Annotated in this window: 13 protein-coding genes; 9 read left to right on the top strand and 4 right to left on the bottom strand. The window is 72.9% G+C overall.

The features are described from left to right. Positions 1-17 precede the first annotated feature (17 nt). From AB8998_RS23430 to AB8998_RS23410, 5 genes are all read left to right on the top strand, one after another. Positions 18-3,161: an ATP-dependent helicase gene (locus tag AB8998_RS23430; RefSeq protein ID WP_369740034.1), complete on the top strand. Its 3,144-nt coding sequence runs from the start codon at positions 18-20 to the stop codon at positions 3,159-3,161. Continuing rightward, entirely contained in the window at positions 3,158-6,463 is a 3,306-nt protein-coding gene (locus AB8998_RS23425; protein WP_369740033.1) for an ATP-dependent helicase, read from the top strand. Before AB8998_RS23430 ends, AB8998_RS23425 begins: the two co-directional genes overlap by 4 nt. Before the next feature lie 87 nt (positions 6,464-6,550). After that, positions 6,551-7,621 (top strand): potassium channel family protein, encoded by a 1,071-nt coding sequence (locus AB8998_RS23420; protein ID WP_369740031.1) that lies wholly within the window; start codon positions 6,551-6,553, stop codon positions 7,619-7,621. Further along, positions 7,621-8,550 carry an NAD(+) diphosphatase gene (gene nudC / locus AB8998_RS23415; protein WP_369740030.1) on the top strand — a complete coding sequence of 310 codons (930 nt, stop codon included), beginning with the start codon at positions 7,621-7,623 and terminating at the stop codon, positions 8,548-8,550. The genes AB8998_RS23420 and nudC overlap by 1 nt, the downstream gene beginning before the upstream one ends. A 15-nt stretch (positions 8,551-8,565) precedes the next feature. Beyond that, the gene (locus AB8998_RS23410; RefSeq protein ID WP_369740028.1) at positions 8,566-8,736 is read left to right on the top strand and encodes a hypothetical protein; all 171 of its coding nucleotides are present in this window, start codon (positions 8,566-8,568) and stop codon (positions 8,734-8,736) included. A 464-nt stretch (positions 8,737-9,200) separates the two neighbouring features. Here the strand turns inward: AB8998_RS23410 and mrx1 are convergent, their stop codons facing one another. Beyond that, positions 9,201-9,455: a mycoredoxin Mrx1 gene (mrx1, locus tag AB8998_RS23405; protein ID WP_369740027.1), complete on the bottom strand. Its 255-nt coding sequence runs from the start codon at positions 9,453-9,455 to the stop codon at positions 9,201-9,203. A gap of 106 nt (positions 9,456-9,561) precedes the next feature. On the opposite strand from mrx1, the gene AB8998_RS23400 reads away from it, so the two are divergent. Next, entirely contained in the window at positions 9,562-11,664 is a 2,103-nt protein-coding gene (locus tag AB8998_RS23400) for an ATP-dependent DNA helicase UvrD2 (protein ID WP_369740025.1), read from the top strand. Between the two features lie 332 nt (positions 11,665-11,996). After that, positions 11,997-12,269 (top strand): WhiB family transcriptional regulator, encoded by a 273-nt coding sequence (locus tag AB8998_RS23395; protein WP_369740023.1) that lies wholly within the window; start codon positions 11,997-11,999, stop codon positions 12,267-12,269. On the opposite strand, the gene AB8998_RS23390 is transcribed toward AB8998_RS23395, so the two are convergent. Next, positions 12,266-13,609, bottom strand: a complete 1,344-nt coding sequence (locus AB8998_RS23390) for a macrolide-binding ATPase MABP-1 (RefSeq protein WP_369740021.1) — start codon at positions 13,607-13,609, stop codon at positions 12,266-12,268. The two genes, AB8998_RS23395 and AB8998_RS23390, sit on opposite strands and share 4 nt — an antisense overlap. Positions 13,610-13,747: 138 nt before the next feature. On the opposite strand from AB8998_RS23390, the gene AB8998_RS23385 reads away from it, so the two are divergent. Then, positions 13,748-13,921: a hypothetical protein gene (locus AB8998_RS23385; protein ID WP_369740020.1), complete on the top strand. Its 174-nt coding sequence runs from the start codon at positions 13,748-13,750 to the stop codon at positions 13,919-13,921. A 21-nt stretch (positions 13,922-13,942) separates the two neighbouring features. Here the strand turns inward: AB8998_RS23385 and AB8998_RS23380 are convergent, their stop codons facing one another. Further along, complete coding sequence (locus tag AB8998_RS23380) at positions 13,943-14,803, bottom strand: cyclodehydratase (RefSeq protein ID WP_369740018.1); 861 nt, start codon at positions 14,801-14,803, stop codon at positions 13,943-13,945. Between the two features lie 38 nt (positions 14,804-14,841). After that, positions 14,842-16,218, bottom strand: a complete 1,377-nt coding sequence (locus tag AB8998_RS23375) for a zinc-dependent metalloprotease (RefSeq protein ID WP_369740016.1) — start codon at positions 16,216-16,218, stop codon at positions 14,842-14,844. A 78-nt stretch (positions 16,219-16,296) separates the two neighbouring features. On the opposite strand from AB8998_RS23375, the gene AB8998_RS23370 reads away from it, so the two are divergent. Then, complete coding sequence (locus tag AB8998_RS23370) at positions 16,297-17,319, top strand: YlbL family protein (RefSeq protein WP_369740014.1); 1,023 nt, start codon at positions 16,297-16,299, stop codon at positions 17,317-17,319. Positions 17,320-17,372 lie beyond the last annotated feature (53 nt).

Raw genomic sequence — 17,372 nt, 5'->3', positions numbered from 1 at the left:
CGTGGTTGCATGCAGCCATGTCGTACACCTGGGATGCCGAGGCGCGTGCGGTCCTCGCGCCGGGGGCGCGCGGGCTGGTCCGGATCGTCGGCGGTCCCGGCACCGGCAAGAGCAGCCTGCTGGCCGAGGCGGCGATCGCCCGCATCGGCGCCGGTGCCGAGCCGGAATCGGTTCTGCTGCTTACCGGTTCGGGCCGGATCCCGACGGGTGCGCGCAGCGCGCTGACGACGGCGCTGCTGCGGTCGGGCAGCGCCGGTGCGTGCCGGGCCGCGGTTCGCGAGCCGCTGGTGCGCACGGTGCACAGCTACGCCTACGCGGTGCTGCGCCGCGCCGCCGAGCGCGCCGGTGACGCGCCGCCGCGGCTGGTCACCAGCGCCGAACAGGACGCCATCATCCGCGAACTGCTGGCCGGGGACCTGGTGGACGGGCCGGGCAGCGCCTCCGCGTGGCCGGACCATCTGCGGCCCGCCCTGAGCACCGTCGGCTTCGCCACCGAACTGCGCAACCTGCTGGCGCGCTGCGCCGAACGCGGCGTGGACCCCCAACAGCTGGAACGGCTGGGCCGGCGGTGCCGGCGCCCGGAGTGGAGCGCCGCGGGGCGGTTCGCGCGCCAGTACGAGCAGGTGATGCTGCTGCGCGCGGCGGTCGGGACGTCGGCGCCGGAGGCGACGGCGCCGGCGCTGGGTGCGGCCGAACTCGTCGGCGCCGCCCTGGAGGCCTTCGCCGTCGACCCCGAGTTGCTGGCGGCCGAACGTGCCCGGATCCGTGTCCTATTGGTCGACGACGCTCAGCAACTCGACCGGCAGGCGGTCCGGTTGGTGCGGGCGCTGGCGGCGGGCAGCGAGCTGGCGCTGGTCGCCGGTGACCCCAACCAGGCGGTGTTCGGCTTCCGGGGTGGCGAACCCGCCGGGTTGCTCGCCGACGATTCGCCGATGGTGGCGTTGGCGGTCTCGCATCGGTGTGCTCCGGCGGTGGCGCGCGCGGTCAGCGGCGTCGCGAGCCGCTTGCCGGGTGGCAGCGGCGGCCGGCGGATCGAGGGCACCGGTGACGGGCCGGACGCGGGGTCGGTCGTGACGCGCCTGGCCGCCTCGGCGCACGCGGAGGCGGCCATGATCGCCGACGCGCTGCGGCGTGCGCACCTCCTGGACGGGGTCCCGTGGTCGCAGATGGCGGTCATCGTCCGGTCGGTGCCGCGGATCGGCCCGCGGCTGCAGCAGGCGCTGGCCGCGGCCGGGGTGCCGGTCGCGCGGCCCGCCGCGGGCGGGCCGCTCTTTGCCGAGCCCGCGGCGCGGGCGCTGCTCACGGTGCTGCAGGCCACCGCCGAGGGTCTCGACGGGGAGCGGGCGCTCGACCTGCTGACCGGGCCCATCGGCAGCCTCGACCCGGTCTCGCTGCGGCAGCTGCGCCGCACGCTGCACCGCGCCCGCTGCGACGGTCCCGGCCGTGCACCCGTGGGCTTCGGCGACCTGCTGGTGCAGGTGCTCTCGGGCGACGGGCCGGTGCCGGGCGGGCAGTCCCGCGCGCTGCGCCGCGTGCGTGCGGTGCTAGACGCGGCCGCACGCTGCCACCGGGACGGACAGGATCCGCGCTACACCCTCTGGGCCGCCTGGCACCGGTCGGGTCTGCAACGGCGCTGGTTGGCGGCCGCCGAGCGGGGCGGGCCCGCCGGCGCCCAGGCGGCCAGGGACCTCGAGTCGGTGACCGCCCTGTTCGACATCACGGACGACTACGTGGCCCGCACCTCGGGTGCGTCGCTGCGCGGACTCGTCGAGCACGTCGCGGCGCTGCAACTGCCGGGCGTCAGCCCCGAGCCGGCGGCGGGCGCACAACAGGTCCGGGTGCTCAGCGCACACGCCGCGCTGGGACACGAGTGGGATCTGGTCGTCATCGCCGGTCTGCAGGAGGGGTTGTGGCCCAACACGGTTCCCCGCGGCGGGGTGCTGGGCACCCAGCGGCTGCTCGACGTGCTCGACGACGTGGGCGCCGACGCGTCGGTGCGGGCGCCGTTGCTCGCCGAGGAACGGCGCCTGCTGGTCGCCGCGATGGGCCGGGCGCGGCGCCGCCTGCTGGTGACGGCCGTCGACAGCGACACGGGCGGGCCGGCCGGTGCGGCAGCGCTGCCCTCGGCGTTCTTCTCCGAGATCGCGCAGTGGGCCGATGACGCCCCCGCAACCGGGGCGGCGCAGCCGGTGGCGGCGCCCCGGGTGCTCTCCGCGGCGGCGCTGGTCGGCCGGCTGCGCGGGGTCGTGTGCGCGCCCGACGGCGCCGTGGACGACGGCGCGCGCCGGTGTGCGGCCTCGCAGCTGGCCAGGCTGGCCGAAGCCGGCGTGCCCGGCGCGGACCCGGCCACCTGGCACGGGCTGAACCCGGTCAGCACCAGCGAGCCGCTGCGGGGCGGCGACGAGGTCGTCACGCTGACGCCGTCGACGTTGCAGACGCTCACCGACTGCCCGCTGCGTTGGCTGGCCGAACGCCACGGCGGAACCAACCCGCGCGAGCTGCGGTCCACCATCGGCTCGGTGCTGCACGCGCTCGTCGCCGAACCGGGCGGCACCGGATCGCATCTGCTCGCCGAGCTGGAACGGGCCTGGCAGCAGCTGCCCTTCGAGGCCCCGTGGCATTCGGCCAACGAGCTGGCCCGCCACCGCGCCATGATCGAGGCCTTCGTCGAGTGGCGGGCGCGCACCCGCGCGGAGCTGACCGAGGTCGGTGTCGAGGTCGAGGTCCACGGGGCGCTCGACGGCGACGGCGGTGCAACGGTCCGGCTGCGCGGTCGCGTCGACCGGCTGGAGCGCGACGCGGCCGGGCGGCTGGTGGTCGTCGATGTCAAGACCGGCAAGACACCGGTCAGCAAGGACGACGCCCAACAACACGCCCAGCTGGCGATGTATCAGCTCGCGGTGGCCGAGGGCCTGATCGCCGCGGGCGACGAGCCGGGCGGCGCGCGGCTCGTCTACCTCGGCAAGGCCGGGACCGCGGGTGCCACCGAACGCGAGCAGGACCCGTTGACACCGGCCGCCCGCGAGGAATGGCGCGTCGTGCTGCGGCGGGCGGCCGCGGCGACGGCCGGACCGCAGTTCACCGCCCGCCGCAACGACGGCTGCGCCCACTGCCCGATCCGGCCCTGCTGCCCGGCCCACCGTGAGGACCCCCCAGCGTGAACCCCCGCTACAGCCCCACCGAATTGTCCAGTGCGCTGGGTCTTTTCCCGCCCACCGACGAGCAGGCCGCGGTCATCGCCGCCCCGCCGGGCCCGCTGGTGGTCATCGCCGGGGCCGGCGCGGGCAAGACCGAGACGATGGCCGCGCGGGTGGTGTGGCTCGTCGCCAACGGGTACGCCGACCCCGGGCAGGTGCTGGGCCTGACGTTCACCCGCAAGGCCGCCGGTCAGTTGCTGCGCCGGGTCCGGACCCGGCTGGCCCGGCTGGCCGGTGCCGGTCCGGGTCTGACCGGCCCCGCCGGCGCCGCGGCCGCCGACCCGGCCGGCACGCCGGTGGTGAGCACCTACCACGCGTTCGCCGGTTCGCTGCTGCGCGACTACGGGTTGTTGTTGCCCGTCGAGCCCGACACCCGCCTGCTCGGCGAGACCGAGTTGTGGCAGCTGGCTTTCGACGTGGTCACCGAATACCGCGGGGAGTTGCACACCGACAAGACCCCGGCCGCGGTCACCTCGATGGTGCTGCGGCTGTGGGGTCAGCTCGCCGAGCACCTGGTGGACACCGGCCAGCTGCGCGACACCCACGTGGAGCTCGAACGGCTGGTGCACACGCTGCCGGCGGGCCCCTACCAGCGCGAGCGCGGCCCCAGCCAGTGGCTGCTGCGGCTGCTGGCGACCCAGACCCAGCGGGCCGAGCTGGTGCCGCTGCTGGACGCCCTGGGCGAGCGGATGCGCGCGGCGAAGGTGCTGGACTTCGGCGGTCAGATGGCCGCCGCGGCGCGGCTGGCGGCGACGTGCCCGCAAGTCGGGCAGGAATTGCGGAGCCGCTACCGGGTGGTGCTGCTCGACGAGTACCAGGACACCGGTCACGCGCAGCGCATCGCCCTGTCGGCCCTGTTCGGCGGCGGGGTCGACGACGGTCTGGCGCTCACGGCGGTCGGCGACCCGATCCAGTCGATCTACGGCTGGCGCGGCGCTTCGGCGACCAACCTGCCGCGGTTCACCACCGACTTCCCCCGGTCCGACGGCAGCCCGGCGCCCGTGCTGGAGTTGCGGACCAGTTGGCGCAACCCGCCGCGGGCGCTGCAGGTGGCCAACGCGATATCGGCGGAGGCGCGGCGGCGTTCGGTCGCCGTGCACGCGCTGCGCCCGCGTCCGGACGCCCCACCCGGCACCGTGCGCTGCGCGTTGCTTCCCGACGTGCGCGCCGAACGCGAGTGGATCGCCGATCACCTCTCCGCGCACTACCGGCGGGCCCGCGCCGAGGGCGTCAATCCGCCGACCGCCGCGGTCCTGGTGCGCCGCAACGCCGATGCCGCCCCGATCGCCGAGGCGCTGCGGGCGCGCGGGGTCCCCGTCGAGGTGGTGGGGCTGGCCGGGCTGTTGTCGGTGCCCGAGGTCGCCGACGTGGTGGCCATGCTGCGGCTGGTCGCCGACCCGACGGCGGGCCCGGCGGCGATGCGGGTGCTGACCGGTCCGCGGTGGCGCCTCGGCGGCCGCGACATCGCGGCGCTGTGGCAGCGCGCGCTGGCCCTCGGCGGGGGCGGGATGCGCCCGGGCGACGCGCCGTCGCCCGCGGCGATCGCGATGGCGGCCGGTCCCGACGCCGACACCGCCTGCCTGGCCGACGCCATCAGCGACCCCGGCCCGGCCGGCTCGTATTCCGTTGCGGGATATGAGCGCATCACCGCGCTGGCCGCCGAGCTCGGCGCGCTGCGCGCCCGCCTGGGCCATCCGCTGCCCGAGCTGGTGGCCGAGGTGCGCCGCGTGTTGGGGGTCGACTGCGAGGTCCGGGCCAAGGTGTCGGCGGGCTGGACCGGGGCCGAACACCTCGACGCGTTCGCCGACGTGGTGGCCGGGTACGCCGAACGCGCGAGCGTGGCGGACGCGGCGGCGGCTCCGGCGGCGGCGTCCCCGGCGGGCCTGCTGGCCTACCTGGACGTGGCCGAGGCGGTCGAGAACGGCCTGGCGCCCGCGCCGCCGACGGTGGCGCGCGACCGCGTTCAGGTGCTCACGGTGCACGCCGCCAAGGGCCTGGAGTGGCAGGTGGTGGCGGTGGCGCACCTGTCCGGCGGAACGTTCCCATCGACCGCGTCGCGGAGCACCTGGCTCACCGACGCCGCCGAGCTGCCGCCGTTGTTGCGCGGCGACCGCGCCGCGGCCGGCGCGCTGGGCATCCCGGTGCTGGACACCTCGGCCGTCACCAACCGAAAACAACTGTCCGACACGATCTCCGATCACCGCCGCCAGCTCGAACAGCGGCGCATCGACGAGGAACGGCGCCTGCTGTACGTGGCGATCACCCGCACCGAGGACACCCTGCTGGTGTCCGGTCACCACTGGGCGGCCACCGGGGTCAAACCGCGCGGGCCCTCGGAGTTCCTGTGCGAGCTCAAGGACGTCGTCGACCGTTGCGCCGCCGCCGGCGAACCCTGCGGAGTGGTGGAGCACTGGGCGCCCGCTCCGGCCGATGGTGAGCGGAACCCCTTGCGCGACAACGTCGTGGAGGCGGTGTGGCCGACCGATCCGTTGGCCGGGCGCCGCGGGGATGTCGAGCGCGGCGCGTCGCTGGTGATGCGCGCCATGTCGGGCGACGAGCCCCGGGACGGCATCGACCCCGAAGGCTGGGCCGCCGACGTCGATGCGCTGCTGGCCGAGCGGGCGCGGTCGGTGCGGCGAACGGTCCCCGCGCTGCCCAGCCAGTTGTCGGTCAGCGGATTGGTGGACCTGGCCCGCGACCCCGAGGGCGCCGCGCAACGCCTGGCGCATCGGCTGCCGACCCGCCCGGACCCGCATGCCCTGCTGGGCAACGCCTTCCACGCGTGGGTGCAGCAGTACTACGGCGCCGAGTGGCTGTTCGACCTGGGTGACCTGCCGGGCGCGGCCGACTCCGGCGTCGGCCACAGCCAGGAGTTGGCCGCCTTGCAGGAGGCGTTCGCCGGTTCACGGTGGGCGAGCCGCACACCGGTGGCCGTGGAGGTGCCCTTCGAGATGCCGATCGCCGACACCGTGGTGCGCGGCCGCATCGACGCGGTCTTCGCCGACCCCGACGGCGGGGCCACCGTCGTGGACTGGAAGACCGGTGAGCCCCCGCGGGGGCAGGAGGCGATGCGCCAGGCCGCCGTCCAGCTGGCGGTGTACCGCCTGGCGTGGGCCGCGCTGACCGGGATCCCGGAGTCCTCGGTGCGCGCCGCCTTCTATTACGTGCGCACCGGCGTCACCGTCGCTCCCGAGAAGCTGCTCGAGCCGGACCAGCTGGCCGCGTTGCTGGCCGACTCCGCGGAGGGCGGCCGCGCCGCCGGGTGATGCCAAGTCCCCGGCGGCGGGCGGCGGTGGCTACATTTGATCGCGTGCGTGTCTCGTGGGCCGGGCCTGAGCCGATGATGGACCGCCGTGGGCAGCGGTAAGTCGCGGCAACTGAGCGGTCTCAGGCAACGGCTGACCTCCCAGCCCGGTCACCAACTGGTCGGCGTGGTGCGCATCCCCGAAGACCCCGCCAGCCCCGCGCGCGTCATCACGCGCCGGGTGGCCATCGCCCTGGTGGTGTTGTTCGCCGCCGCCGCCATCGTCTATGTCGAACGCGGCGGCTACCGCGACGTGCGGGACCGGGAACTGACGTTCGTCGACTGCCTGTACTTCGCGGCGGTGTCGCTGTCGACGACCGGCTACGGCGACATCACCCCGGTGACCGAGTCCGCGCGGCTGATGCACACCGTGGTCTTCACGCCGCTGCGGATCGCGTTCCTGGCCGTGCTGGTCGGCACGACGCTGGAGGTCCTCTCCGAGCGGTCCCGGCAGGCGTGGAAGATTCAGCGTTGGAGGAACAAAGTGCGCAACCACACCGTCGTGATCGGCTACGGCACCAAGGGCAAGGCGGCGGTCGCCGCCAAGGTCAGCGACGAGGCCGCCCGGGGCGACATCGTCGTCGTCGACACCGATCGCAGCGCGCTCGAGCACGCCGCGGCCGCCGACCTGGTCACCGTGCACGGCGACGGCACCAAGTCCGACGTGTTGCGGTTGGCCGGCGTGCAGCACGCGTCGTCGATCATCGTCGCGACGGGCCGCGATGACACCGCCGTCCTGGCGACGTTGACGGCACGCGAACTCGCCCCCAAGGCCAAGATCGTCGCCGCCATCCGGGAGGCCGAGAACCAACACCTGTTGCAGCAATCGGGAGCGGACTCGGTGGTGGTCTCGTCGGAGACGGCCGGTCGCCTGCTCGGCCTCGCCACCACCACGCCCAGCGTGGTCCACATGATCGAGGACCTGCTGACCCCGGACGTCGGGTTGGCGATCGCCGAGCGCGAGGTGGAGCAGAACGAGATCGGCGGTTCGCCGCGCCATCTGCGCGACATCGTGCTCGGCGTGGTGCGCGACGGCCAGCTGCTGCGCATCGGCGCGCCGGAATCGGACGCCATCGAGGCGAATGACAGGCTGCTCTACGTCCGCAGCGCGGGGCAGTAGTGGCGGCCGACTTTCAGCTGCGGGAGATTCCCCTGCTCTCGCGCGTCGGTGCCGACCGCGCCGACCAGCTGCGCACCGACATCGAGGCGGCCACCGCCGGATGGGCCGACGCGGCGTTGTTGCGGGTGGACTCGCGCAACCAGGTGCTGGTCGCCGACGGCCGGGTGGTGCTCGGCGCCGCGGCGGCTCTCGCCGACGAGCCACCGCCGGACGCGGTGTTTTTGGGCCGCATCGACGGCGGCCGCCACGTCTGGGCGATCCGGGGCGCGCTGCAGGCGCCGGAGGACCCCGGCGTGGACGTCGAGGTGCTCAACCTGCGCAGCCTCGGCCCGATCTTCGACGACACCAGCAGCCAACTGGTGTCGTCGGCCATCGCGCTGCTGAATTGGCACGACCGGGCGCGGTTCAGCTCGGTGGACGGTTCCCCGATGAAACCGGCGCGGGCGGGCTGGTCGCGCATCGACCCCGTCACCGGTCACGAGGAGTTCCCGCGTATCGACCCGGCCGTGATCTGTCTGGTGCACGACGGCGGGGACCGCGCGGTGCTGGCGCGGCAGGGCGCGTGGCCGGAGGGGATGTTTTCGCTGCTGGCCGGGTTTGTGGAAGCCGGCGAATCGTTCGAGGTGTGCGTCGCCCGGGAGATTCGCGAGGAGATCGGCCTGACCGTCCGCGACGTGCGCTACCTCGGCAGCCAGCCCTGGCCGTTCCCGCGTTCGCTGATGGTCGGCTTCCATGCCGTGGGGGACCCGTCCGAGGAGTTCTCTTTCAACGACGGCGAGATCGTCGAGGCGGCGTGGTTCACCCGCGACGAGGTGCGCGCCGCGTTGGAGGCGGGCGACTGGAGCAGCTCGTCGGGGTCGAAGCTGCTGCTGCCCGGTTCGATCTCGATCGCGCGGGTGATCATCGAATCGTGGGCCGCGCTCGACTGACGCGCGAGGCAGTGGATGCGCTCGGTGATGGCGTGCAGCACGGTGTCGGCGATGTGCTCGGTCGGTTCGATGCCCAGCACGCCGTCGGATACCAACACCGAGGCCTTCGTGCAGTACAGGTGGCTCCAGGCCGCGGAGGTGAGTTCCACGGTCGAGGAGTCCGGCCGTGCCAGGGCGACGTCGTAGGCGGGATCGGGTAATGCGGCACGCTCGTGCAGCCTGGATACCAGCTTGGTCAGGGCCGCGCGCGCGTCGCGGTACACGGAGACGGCCTGGCTGACGGTGTTGATGGGGGCGATGCCGCCCGGCCTCAGGTCGGCGGTCGTGCCGCTGTAGGCCATCGCGGGGTATTCCTTCCAGCCTTCGGTGAAGGTGAGGTCGCCGCTTCCTACCGGACCGGCACGCGCCCGGTGCGTTGATGCTCCCCTCGAACGGGTCGTGCCGGTCCGCGTGCGAATAAGGTTGCAGGCCTTCGAAATTGGCGATGTGGCGCACGCCTTCGACGCTCGGGATCAACGACTCGGCATAGGCGTGTTCTGCGGGCAGCGAGCCGGTGTCGGTTCGCCCGTTCGAGCACGTCGGCAACGACACCGCCGCTCGGGCGCCGTACCGGGCACCGAAATTTGCCAGGGGGCGGCGTCCGGGTGCGCTCAGCCGGCGACTTCGGCCAGCTTCGCCTTCACCTCGGCGGCGCTCGGGTTGGTCAGCGTCGAGCCGTCGGCGAACTTCACCGTCGGGACCGTCCGGTTGCCGCCGTTGACCGAGCTGACGAACTCCGCGGCCATCGGGTCCGCCTCGATGTCGACGGCCTCGTAGGCGATCCCGTTGGACTTGAGCACCGTCATGAGCCGGTGGCAGTAGCCACACCAGGACGTCGTGTAAACGGTGACGGCAGCATTCGTCATGACAGCCAAGGTAGCGCGGTGCGGTCCGGTGCAGCCCGGCGGTCCCGGCCGCGGCGCGACACGCCGAAGGCCGCGTTTGTCGGCGGCCGCTGCCAAGATGGACGCCATGCCGACGGTCGCCGATTCCCTGACCGCCGGGCTGGACGACGAGCAGCGCGACGCGGTGCTGGCCCCGCGGGGACCGGTCTGCGTGCTCGCCGGCGCCGGGACGGGCAAGACGCGCACCATCACGCACCGGATCGCCCAACTCGTCGCCGGCGGCCACGTCGCCGCCGGCCAGGTGCTCGCGGTGACGTTCACCCAGCGGGCGGCGGGGGAGATGCGGTCCCGGCTGCGGGCGCTGGACGCCGCCGCGCGCACCGGCGCGGGCGTCGGCGCGGTGCAGGCGCTGACCTTTCACGCCGCCGCGCACCGCCAGCTGCGGTACTTCTGGCCCCGGGTGGTCGGCGACACCGGCTGGCAGCTGCTGGACAGCAAGTACGCCGTGGTGGCGCGGGCGGCCGGGCGTGCCCGGCTCAACGTCGGCACCGACGACGTGCGCGACCTGGCCGGCGAGATCGAGTGGGCCAAGGCCTCGCTGATCGGCCCCGAGGAGTACCCGGGCGCGGTGGCCGCCGCGGGCCGAGACACCCCGCTGGACGCCGCGCAGGTGGCGGCCGTGTACGCCGCCTACGAGGCGCTCAAGGTCCGCGACGAGACGGTCACGCTGCTCGATTTCGACGACCTGCTGCTGCACACCGCGGCGGCGATCGAGAACGACGCGGCCGTGGCCGAGGAGTTCCGCGACCGCTACCGCTGCTTCGTCGTCGATGAGTACCAGGACGTCACCCCGCTGCAGCAGCGGGTGCTGTCGGCCTGGCTGGGCGAGCGGGACGACCTGACCGTCGTCGGCGACGCCAACCAGACCATCTACTCGTTCACCGGGGCCTCGCCCCGCTTCCTCCTCGACTTCTCGCGGCGCTTTCCCGACGCCACGGTGGTGCGCCTGGAGCGTGACTACCGCTCGACCCCGCAGGTGGTGTCGCTGGCCAACCAAGTGATCGCCGCGGCCCGCGGCCGGGTCGCCGGCAGCAAGCTGCAGCTGACCGGTCAGCGCGCACCCGGCCCGGCCCCGTCGTTCCGCGAGCATCCCGACGAGCCCGCCGAGGCCGCCGCGGTCGCGGCGTCCATCTCGCGGCTGATCGAGGCCGGCACCGCCCCCGGCGAGATCGCCGTGCTGTACCGGGTCAACGCGCAGTCCGAGGTCTACGAGGAGGCGCTGACCGAGGCGGGCATCGCCTACCAGGTCCGCGGCGGCGAGGGGTTCTTCAACCGCCAGGAGGTCAAGCAGTCGCTGCTGGCGTTGCAGCGCGCGGCCGAACGCGGCTCCGAGGGCCCCCTGCCCGAGGTGGTGCGCGCCGTCCTGGATCCGCTGGGCCTGAGCGCCGAACCGCCGGCCGGCAGCAAGGCGCGGGACCGGTGGGACGCGCTGAACGCGCTGGCCGCGCTGGTCGACGACGAAGTGGCGCAGCGCCCGGAGCTGACGCTTCCGGCCCTGCTCGCCGAGCTCCGGACCCGCGCCGACGCGCGGCACCCGCCGCCGGTCCAGGGGGTCACGCTGGCCTCGCTGCACGCAGCCAAGGGTCTCGAGTGGGACGCGGTGTTCCTGGTCGGCCTGGCCGACGGCACGCTGCCGATCTCGCACGCGTTGGCGCGCGGGCCCGACAGCGAGGCCGTCGAGGAGGAGCGCCGGCTCCTGTACGTCGGCATCACCAGGGCGCGGGTGCATCTGGCGCTCAGCTGGGCGCTGGCGCGCAGCCCGGGCGGGCGTCAGGGCCGCAAGCCGTCGCGGTTCCTTAACGGCATCGCGCCGCAGGCCCGCGCCGACGCCGCTGCGCCGGCCAAGTCGCGGCGCGCCAAGGCGACGCCGACCCGCTGCCGGATCTGCAACAACAACCTGACCACCCCGGCGGCCGTCATGCTCTCGCGCTGCGAGACCTGTGCCGCCGACGTCGACGAGGACCTGTTGCTGCGGCTCAAGGCCTGGCGGCTGGACACCGCCAAGGAACAGAACGTGCCCGCCTACGTCGTCTTCACCGACAACACGCTGATCGCGATCGCCGAACTGCGGCCGGCGGACGAGGCGGCCCTGATCGCGATCCCCGGCATCGGCGCGCGCAAGCTCGAACAGTACGGACCCGACGTGCTGGCCATGGTGCGCGGCGGCTGACGGCCGAACCCGCAGCTAGAAAATCGATTGCGGTCGGTGCCGGCGGCCGTTTACCCTCAGTCAGGCACGACGAGAGGAGGGCGGCCGCGATGCTGACCATGCGTACCCTGCATGCCGCCCACGCCGCCGCGCCGGCGGCCCGGGGCAAGCAAGCCAAGCACCGCGCCGCCGCCGCGACTCGCCCGTCCGTGCACCGGGGTTCTCCCTAACCAGACCCCATCCCCTCGAGGCCACGGACCCGCAGTCACCAGGATCCGTGGCCACAGTTTTCTCGACTGTCCGCACTCTGGCCCGGATCACCAGCACCCCGACCAGAAAGCAGGTGAACGGACATGTCGGCAGCGACGGTCCCCAGACGGCCCCGCAGACAATCCCTGCCGTGTCACGCCGGCGATCCCGACCTCTGGTTCGCCGAGACCGCCGCCGACCTCGAGCGCGCCAAGACCCTGTGCGGCAGTTGCCCGCTGCGCCGCGAGTGCCTGGCCGCGGCCCTGGAGCGGGCCGAACCGTGGGGTGTGTGGGGCGGCGAGATCCTGCACCGCGGCGCGGTTGTGAGCTGCAAACGTCCGCGCGGGCGTCCCCGCAAGGATGAGGCCGCCGCCTAGACGACGGCGGTGTCGGGCTCGGCGAAGCCGGGGATCAGTTCCTCCGACAGCGCCTTGATCGGCACATGGGCGTCCAACTGGCACAGGATCGCCGACACCGACGCGATCACGCGCATCGGGATCGCGAGCTTGGGCGGCAGGTCCATCTGCCGAGCCGTCTTGATCTGCGACACCGACCGGTCGATCTGACTGTAGGTCATCTTCTGCAGCCACTTGCGGGTGTAGTGGAAGACGTCGACCTGCACGGGCTCGACGTACTGGCGCAGCATCTCGTCGATGTCGCGCACCGAAACCTGCTGGCCCTTCTGGATGAAGCCGACCTTTTCCATCGTGGGCAGCAGCAGGTCGTAGTTCTTGTCGCGCGCCAGCCGGATCGTCATCCCGAGTTCGATGGGATAGCCGCCGGGCAGCGGGGCGACGGCCCCGAAGTCGATGACGCCCATCCGGTTGTCGGGCAACAACATGAAGTTGCCCGGATGGGCGTCGCCGTGCAGCATGCCCAGCCGGCGCGGCGCGTCGAAGGTGAGTTCGAGTAGCCGGGTGCCGATCAGGTCGCGCTGCTCAGGGGTGCCGTGGCGGATGATCTCCGCCATCGGCAGGCCCTCGATCCACTCCTGGACCACCACCTTGGGGGCGCTGGCCACCACGTGCGGTATCGCGAACCGCGAGTGCCCCTGGTAGGCCTTGGCGAAGGCGCGCTGGTTGTCGGCCTCCAGCCGGTAGTCGAGTTCCATCTCGGTGCGCTCGATCAGTTCGTCGACGACACCCTGGACGTCGGCGCCGGGGGCGAGCTGTTTGACGACGCCGACCATGCGCTGCATGGTCTTGAGGTCGGCGCGCAGCGCCTCGTCGGCGCCGGGGTACTGGATCTTGACGGCCACCTCGCGGCCGTCCGACCACACCGCCTTGTGCACCTGGCCGATGCTGGCCGAGGCCACCGGCGTGTCGTTGAACGAACTGAACCGGTCCCGCCACTTGGTGCCCAGCTGGGCGTCGAGCACCCGGTGAACCTTGTGGGCGGGCAGCGGCGGGGCGTCCTTCTGCAGTTTGGTCAGGGCCTCGCGGTAGGGCTCGCCGTACTCCTCGGGGATCGCGGCTTCCATCACCGAGAGGGCCTGGCCCACTTTCATCGCGCCGCCCTTGAGTTCACCGAGAACGGTGAACAGCTGGTTGGCGGCCTTCTCCATCAGCTCGGCCTGGACCTCGTCCTTGGACTTGCCGGTCAGCCGCTTGCCGAAGCCGAGGGCTGCCCGGCCGGCGAAGCCGACCGGGATGCTGGCCAGCTTCGCGTTGCGCGCAGCACGGCCGCGTTTGATGTCTGCCACACACCTATCATCCACGACGGTCGGTCCCGCGGGGGTGTTGATCTCGCAACAACCCGGCGCCCGGCCGCCGGCGCCGGGCCGTAGGTTGTGCTGTGCAGGCCGCAGTCCCGCGACTGGGCGGCACTCGCATCCGAAGGGTGGACCGGGAAAGTCATGGCAGCAAAGCAGGCGCAGCACGACGCCGCCGAGGCCCTGTTCAGGGCGATCATCGAGGCGCTGGACAAGAACCGCAAAGAAGGGACGTTGACCTCGGCGGCGCTGGACGAGCTCGCCAGGGCGTACGCCTCGGTGGCGACGAACGTGCCGGAGCAGGGACGACTGGGGTAGCCGTCCCGGCCCGCCGCCGCGTCAGCAGGAGCACAGCGGATGCCTGCTCCACTGGCGCGCCACCAGGGCGCCGGCGGCGAGGTCGAATTCCAGCGTGGCGTTCAGCGCCTGCGGCGGGCCGGGGTCGGGTGCCGCCTGCAGGCCGCGGACCGCGGCGATCACGCGGTTGACCTGGCTGAGCGCCAGCGCCGCCGTGGCCAGCAGGGTCGGGCGGTCGGCGACCCCGACGGCGTCGCGCAACTGCGCGGCGATCGCCGGCCACGCCGCGTCTCGGTCGCGGCGGTGCAGGTCCGCGCAGCCCAGGCAGCTGGTCACCCCGGGGATGACCAGCGGCCCGACCAGCCCGATGCCGTCGCGCACGCGCACCGGCAGGTGCGGCACTTTCCGCTTGTGCAGCTCGCGCAGCATGCGCGGGTCGGCGACCAGGTAGTCCGCCAGCACGACCAGATCCACGGCGGCGCCCGACATCGCCGCGTGCGGCTGGCTGCTGTGCGCGATCCGGGCTCCGGAACAGCGCAGCGACTCCACCAGCAGGTCCGACAGGGGCCCCCGGCCGTGCACTCGGATCGTCGCCGTCCGGCCGTCGGGCCGCCGGCATTCGGTGGCGACGCCGGCGCCCACGAGTTGCGCCACCAGGCCGGTCAGCCCGTCGGGATCGTCCAGCCCGCGCTCGAGGGCCTGGCGCTGCAGCTCGGGCAGCGGCGTCGGTGATCGCATGGACAGCAGCAGCTCGGCGAGGTCCGTGGCGGCCAGCCCGGCCGGCGGCTGGATCAGGACGGCGCGGCGGGGGTCCCAGCCCACCTGGACCGCACCATCGGGCCGCAGTAACACCGGCATCGCCGGGTCCAGCGCGTAACGGGCGGAAGCCAGCACCGGGGACATGAGTCGAGACTGTGCCACGCCGGGCGCGGCGGCCCCACTCAGTTGTCCACAGGACCGCCGTCGGCGTCGCTGTCCTTCTCGAACTGGGCGAGCGCCTCGTCGATGCCGCTGGTGTCCCCGCCGATGATCCGGTCGATGAACCCGGCCGGCTCGTCGAGGTCCTCGGCGGAGGGCAACAGGTCCGGGTGCTGCCAGATGGCGTCGCGGGCGTCGGCGCCCACTGCCTGCGTCAGGCGCTCCCACAACGCGGCGGCCTCCCGCAGCTTGCGGGGCCGCAGTTCCAGGCCGACCAGCGTCGCGAACGTCTGCTCGGCCGGGCCGCCGCTGGCCCGGCGGCGGCGCAGCGTCTCCGAGAGCGCGGCCGTGCCCGGGATCCGGTCGCCCAGCGCCGCGGTCACCACCACCTGCACCCACCCCTCGATCAGCGCCAGCAGCGTCTCGAGGCGTTCCAGCGCCTGCTTCTGGGCCGGTGTCGCCTTGGGCTCGAAGACACCCTGGCCGAGCAGATTCTCGATAGCCGCGGGATCCGCCAGCGACGCCGGGTCGAAGTTGCGCGCCAGGTCCTCGATTCCGCTCATGTCGATCTGCATGCCGCGCGCGTAGGCCTCGACCGCGCCCAGCAACTGGCTGGCCAGCCACGGCACGTGGCTGAACAGCCGATGGTGCGCGGCCTCGCGGGCCGCCAGGAACGTCAGGATCTCGCTGCGCGGCTGCTCGAGCCCCTTGGTGAACTCTTCGACGGCCTCCGGCATGATCGCGGCCACGCCTTTGGGTCCCAGCGGCAGACCGATGTCGGTGGAGGTCAGCACCTCGCGGGACAGCCGGCCCAGCGCCTGGCCCAGCTGCGAACCGAACGCCATGCCGCCCATCTGGGACATCATCGCCAGCAGCGGTCCCGCCATGCTCTTGGCTTCCTCGGGCAGCGAGGACGCCCACACCGACGAGATCTGCTCGGCCATCGGATCGCACAGCCGCTTCCAGGTTTCCAGGGTGTTGTCCACCCAGTCGCTCGGCGACCAACCCACCGCCTTGCCGGTGCCGGCGGGCAGCGCCGTGGCCCCGTCCAGCCAGGTCTCGGCCAGGTGGACCGCGTCCGCGATTGCCGCGTTCGTCGTGGCGGGGACCGGGGCGGCGAACCCGATCGAGCTGGCGGCGACCCGGCGCGCCAGTTCGTAGTTGACCGGGCCCGAGGTTTTGCCCCCGGCCATGACGGTGCCCGCGCTGTTGAACATCTGACCTAGTTGGGTGAAGAGCTGGCCCAGGTCGCCCATGCCGAAATCGCCGCCGAAGCCGAACGCGCCGAACGGGTCGGAGGCGCCCGACCCGGAATCGGGGTCCTTCTTCCTGTCGCGGTCGGGATCGTCTCCCGACGAGAAGCCGAAAGGCAGGTCAGCCATGACCCCAACGGTACTCATCACCGGCTCGCAACGTGGGATCCCGGGTCACGCTCGTAGCTGAAAGAGACCCACGCGGGCCCGTCTAGTGTGATCGGCGTGAATAGGCGGATTCTGACCTTGACGGTCGCGCTGGCGCCGGTCGTGGTGTTCGGGTTGCTGCTGGCGGTGGTGACGGTCCCGTTCGTGGCGCTGGGGCCCGGGCCCACTTTCGACACGCTCGGCGAGGTGGACGGCAAGCAGGTGGTGCAGATTCAGGGCGCCCTCACCCACCCCACGACTGGGCACCTCAACATGACGACAGTGTCGCAGCGCGACGATCTGTCGTTGGGAGAGGCTCTGACGCTGTGGCTTTCGGGGCAGGAACAGTTGGTGCCGCGCGACGTCGTCTACCCGCCGGGCAAGTCGCGCGAAGAGGTGGACAAGGACAACGACGCCGATTTCAAGCAGTCCGAGCAGAGCGCCGAGTACGCCGCGCTGGGGTATCTGAAGTACCCGTCCGCGGTCACCGTCGCGAAGGTCAGCGATCCCGGCCCCTCGGCGGGCAAGCTGAAGCCCGGCGACGCGGTCGACGCCGTCGACGGCGTCCCGGTGGCCGACGTCGAGGCGTTCACCGGATTCTTGAAGCGCACCAAACCCGGCCAGGTCGTGACGATCGACTTCCGCCGCAAGAACGAGCCGGCCGGCGTGGCCCAGATCACCCTCGGCGCCAACAAGGATCGCGACTACGGCTTCATGGGTGTTGCCGTGCTCGATGCGCCGTGGGCGCCGTTCAAGGTGACCTTCAACCTGGCCAACATCGGGGGGCCGTCCGCGGGGCTGATGTTCAGCCTGGCGGTGGTCGACAAGCTCACCACCGGGGAGTTGGCCGGCTCGAAGTTCATCGCCGGGACGGGCACCATCTCCGTCGACGGCAAGGTGGGGCAGATCGGCGGCATCACGCACAAGATGGTCGCCGCGCATGAGGCCGGTGCCACGGTCTTTTTGGTGCCCGCGAAAAACTGCTACGAGGCGAGTTCGGACAACGCGACCGGCATGCGCCTGGTCAAGGTCGACACGCTCAGCGAGGCGGTCGACGCCCTGCACACGATCACCGCGGGGGGACAGCCGCCGGCGTGCTAGCGGGCAGCCCCCGACGACGCGGGCCGCGCGGAAGTGCAGGTGCGTACAGTTGT

The organism is Mycobacterium sp. HUMS_12744610 (genome assembly GCF_041206865.1).
In the GTDB taxonomy this organism is placed as follows: domain Bacteria; phylum Actinomycetota; class Actinomycetes; order Mycobacteriales; family Mycobacteriaceae; genus Mycobacterium; species Mycobacterium servetii.
The sequence above is the reverse complement of the archived record's forward strand: the minus strand, read 5'-3'. Positions and strand labels throughout refer to the sequence as shown.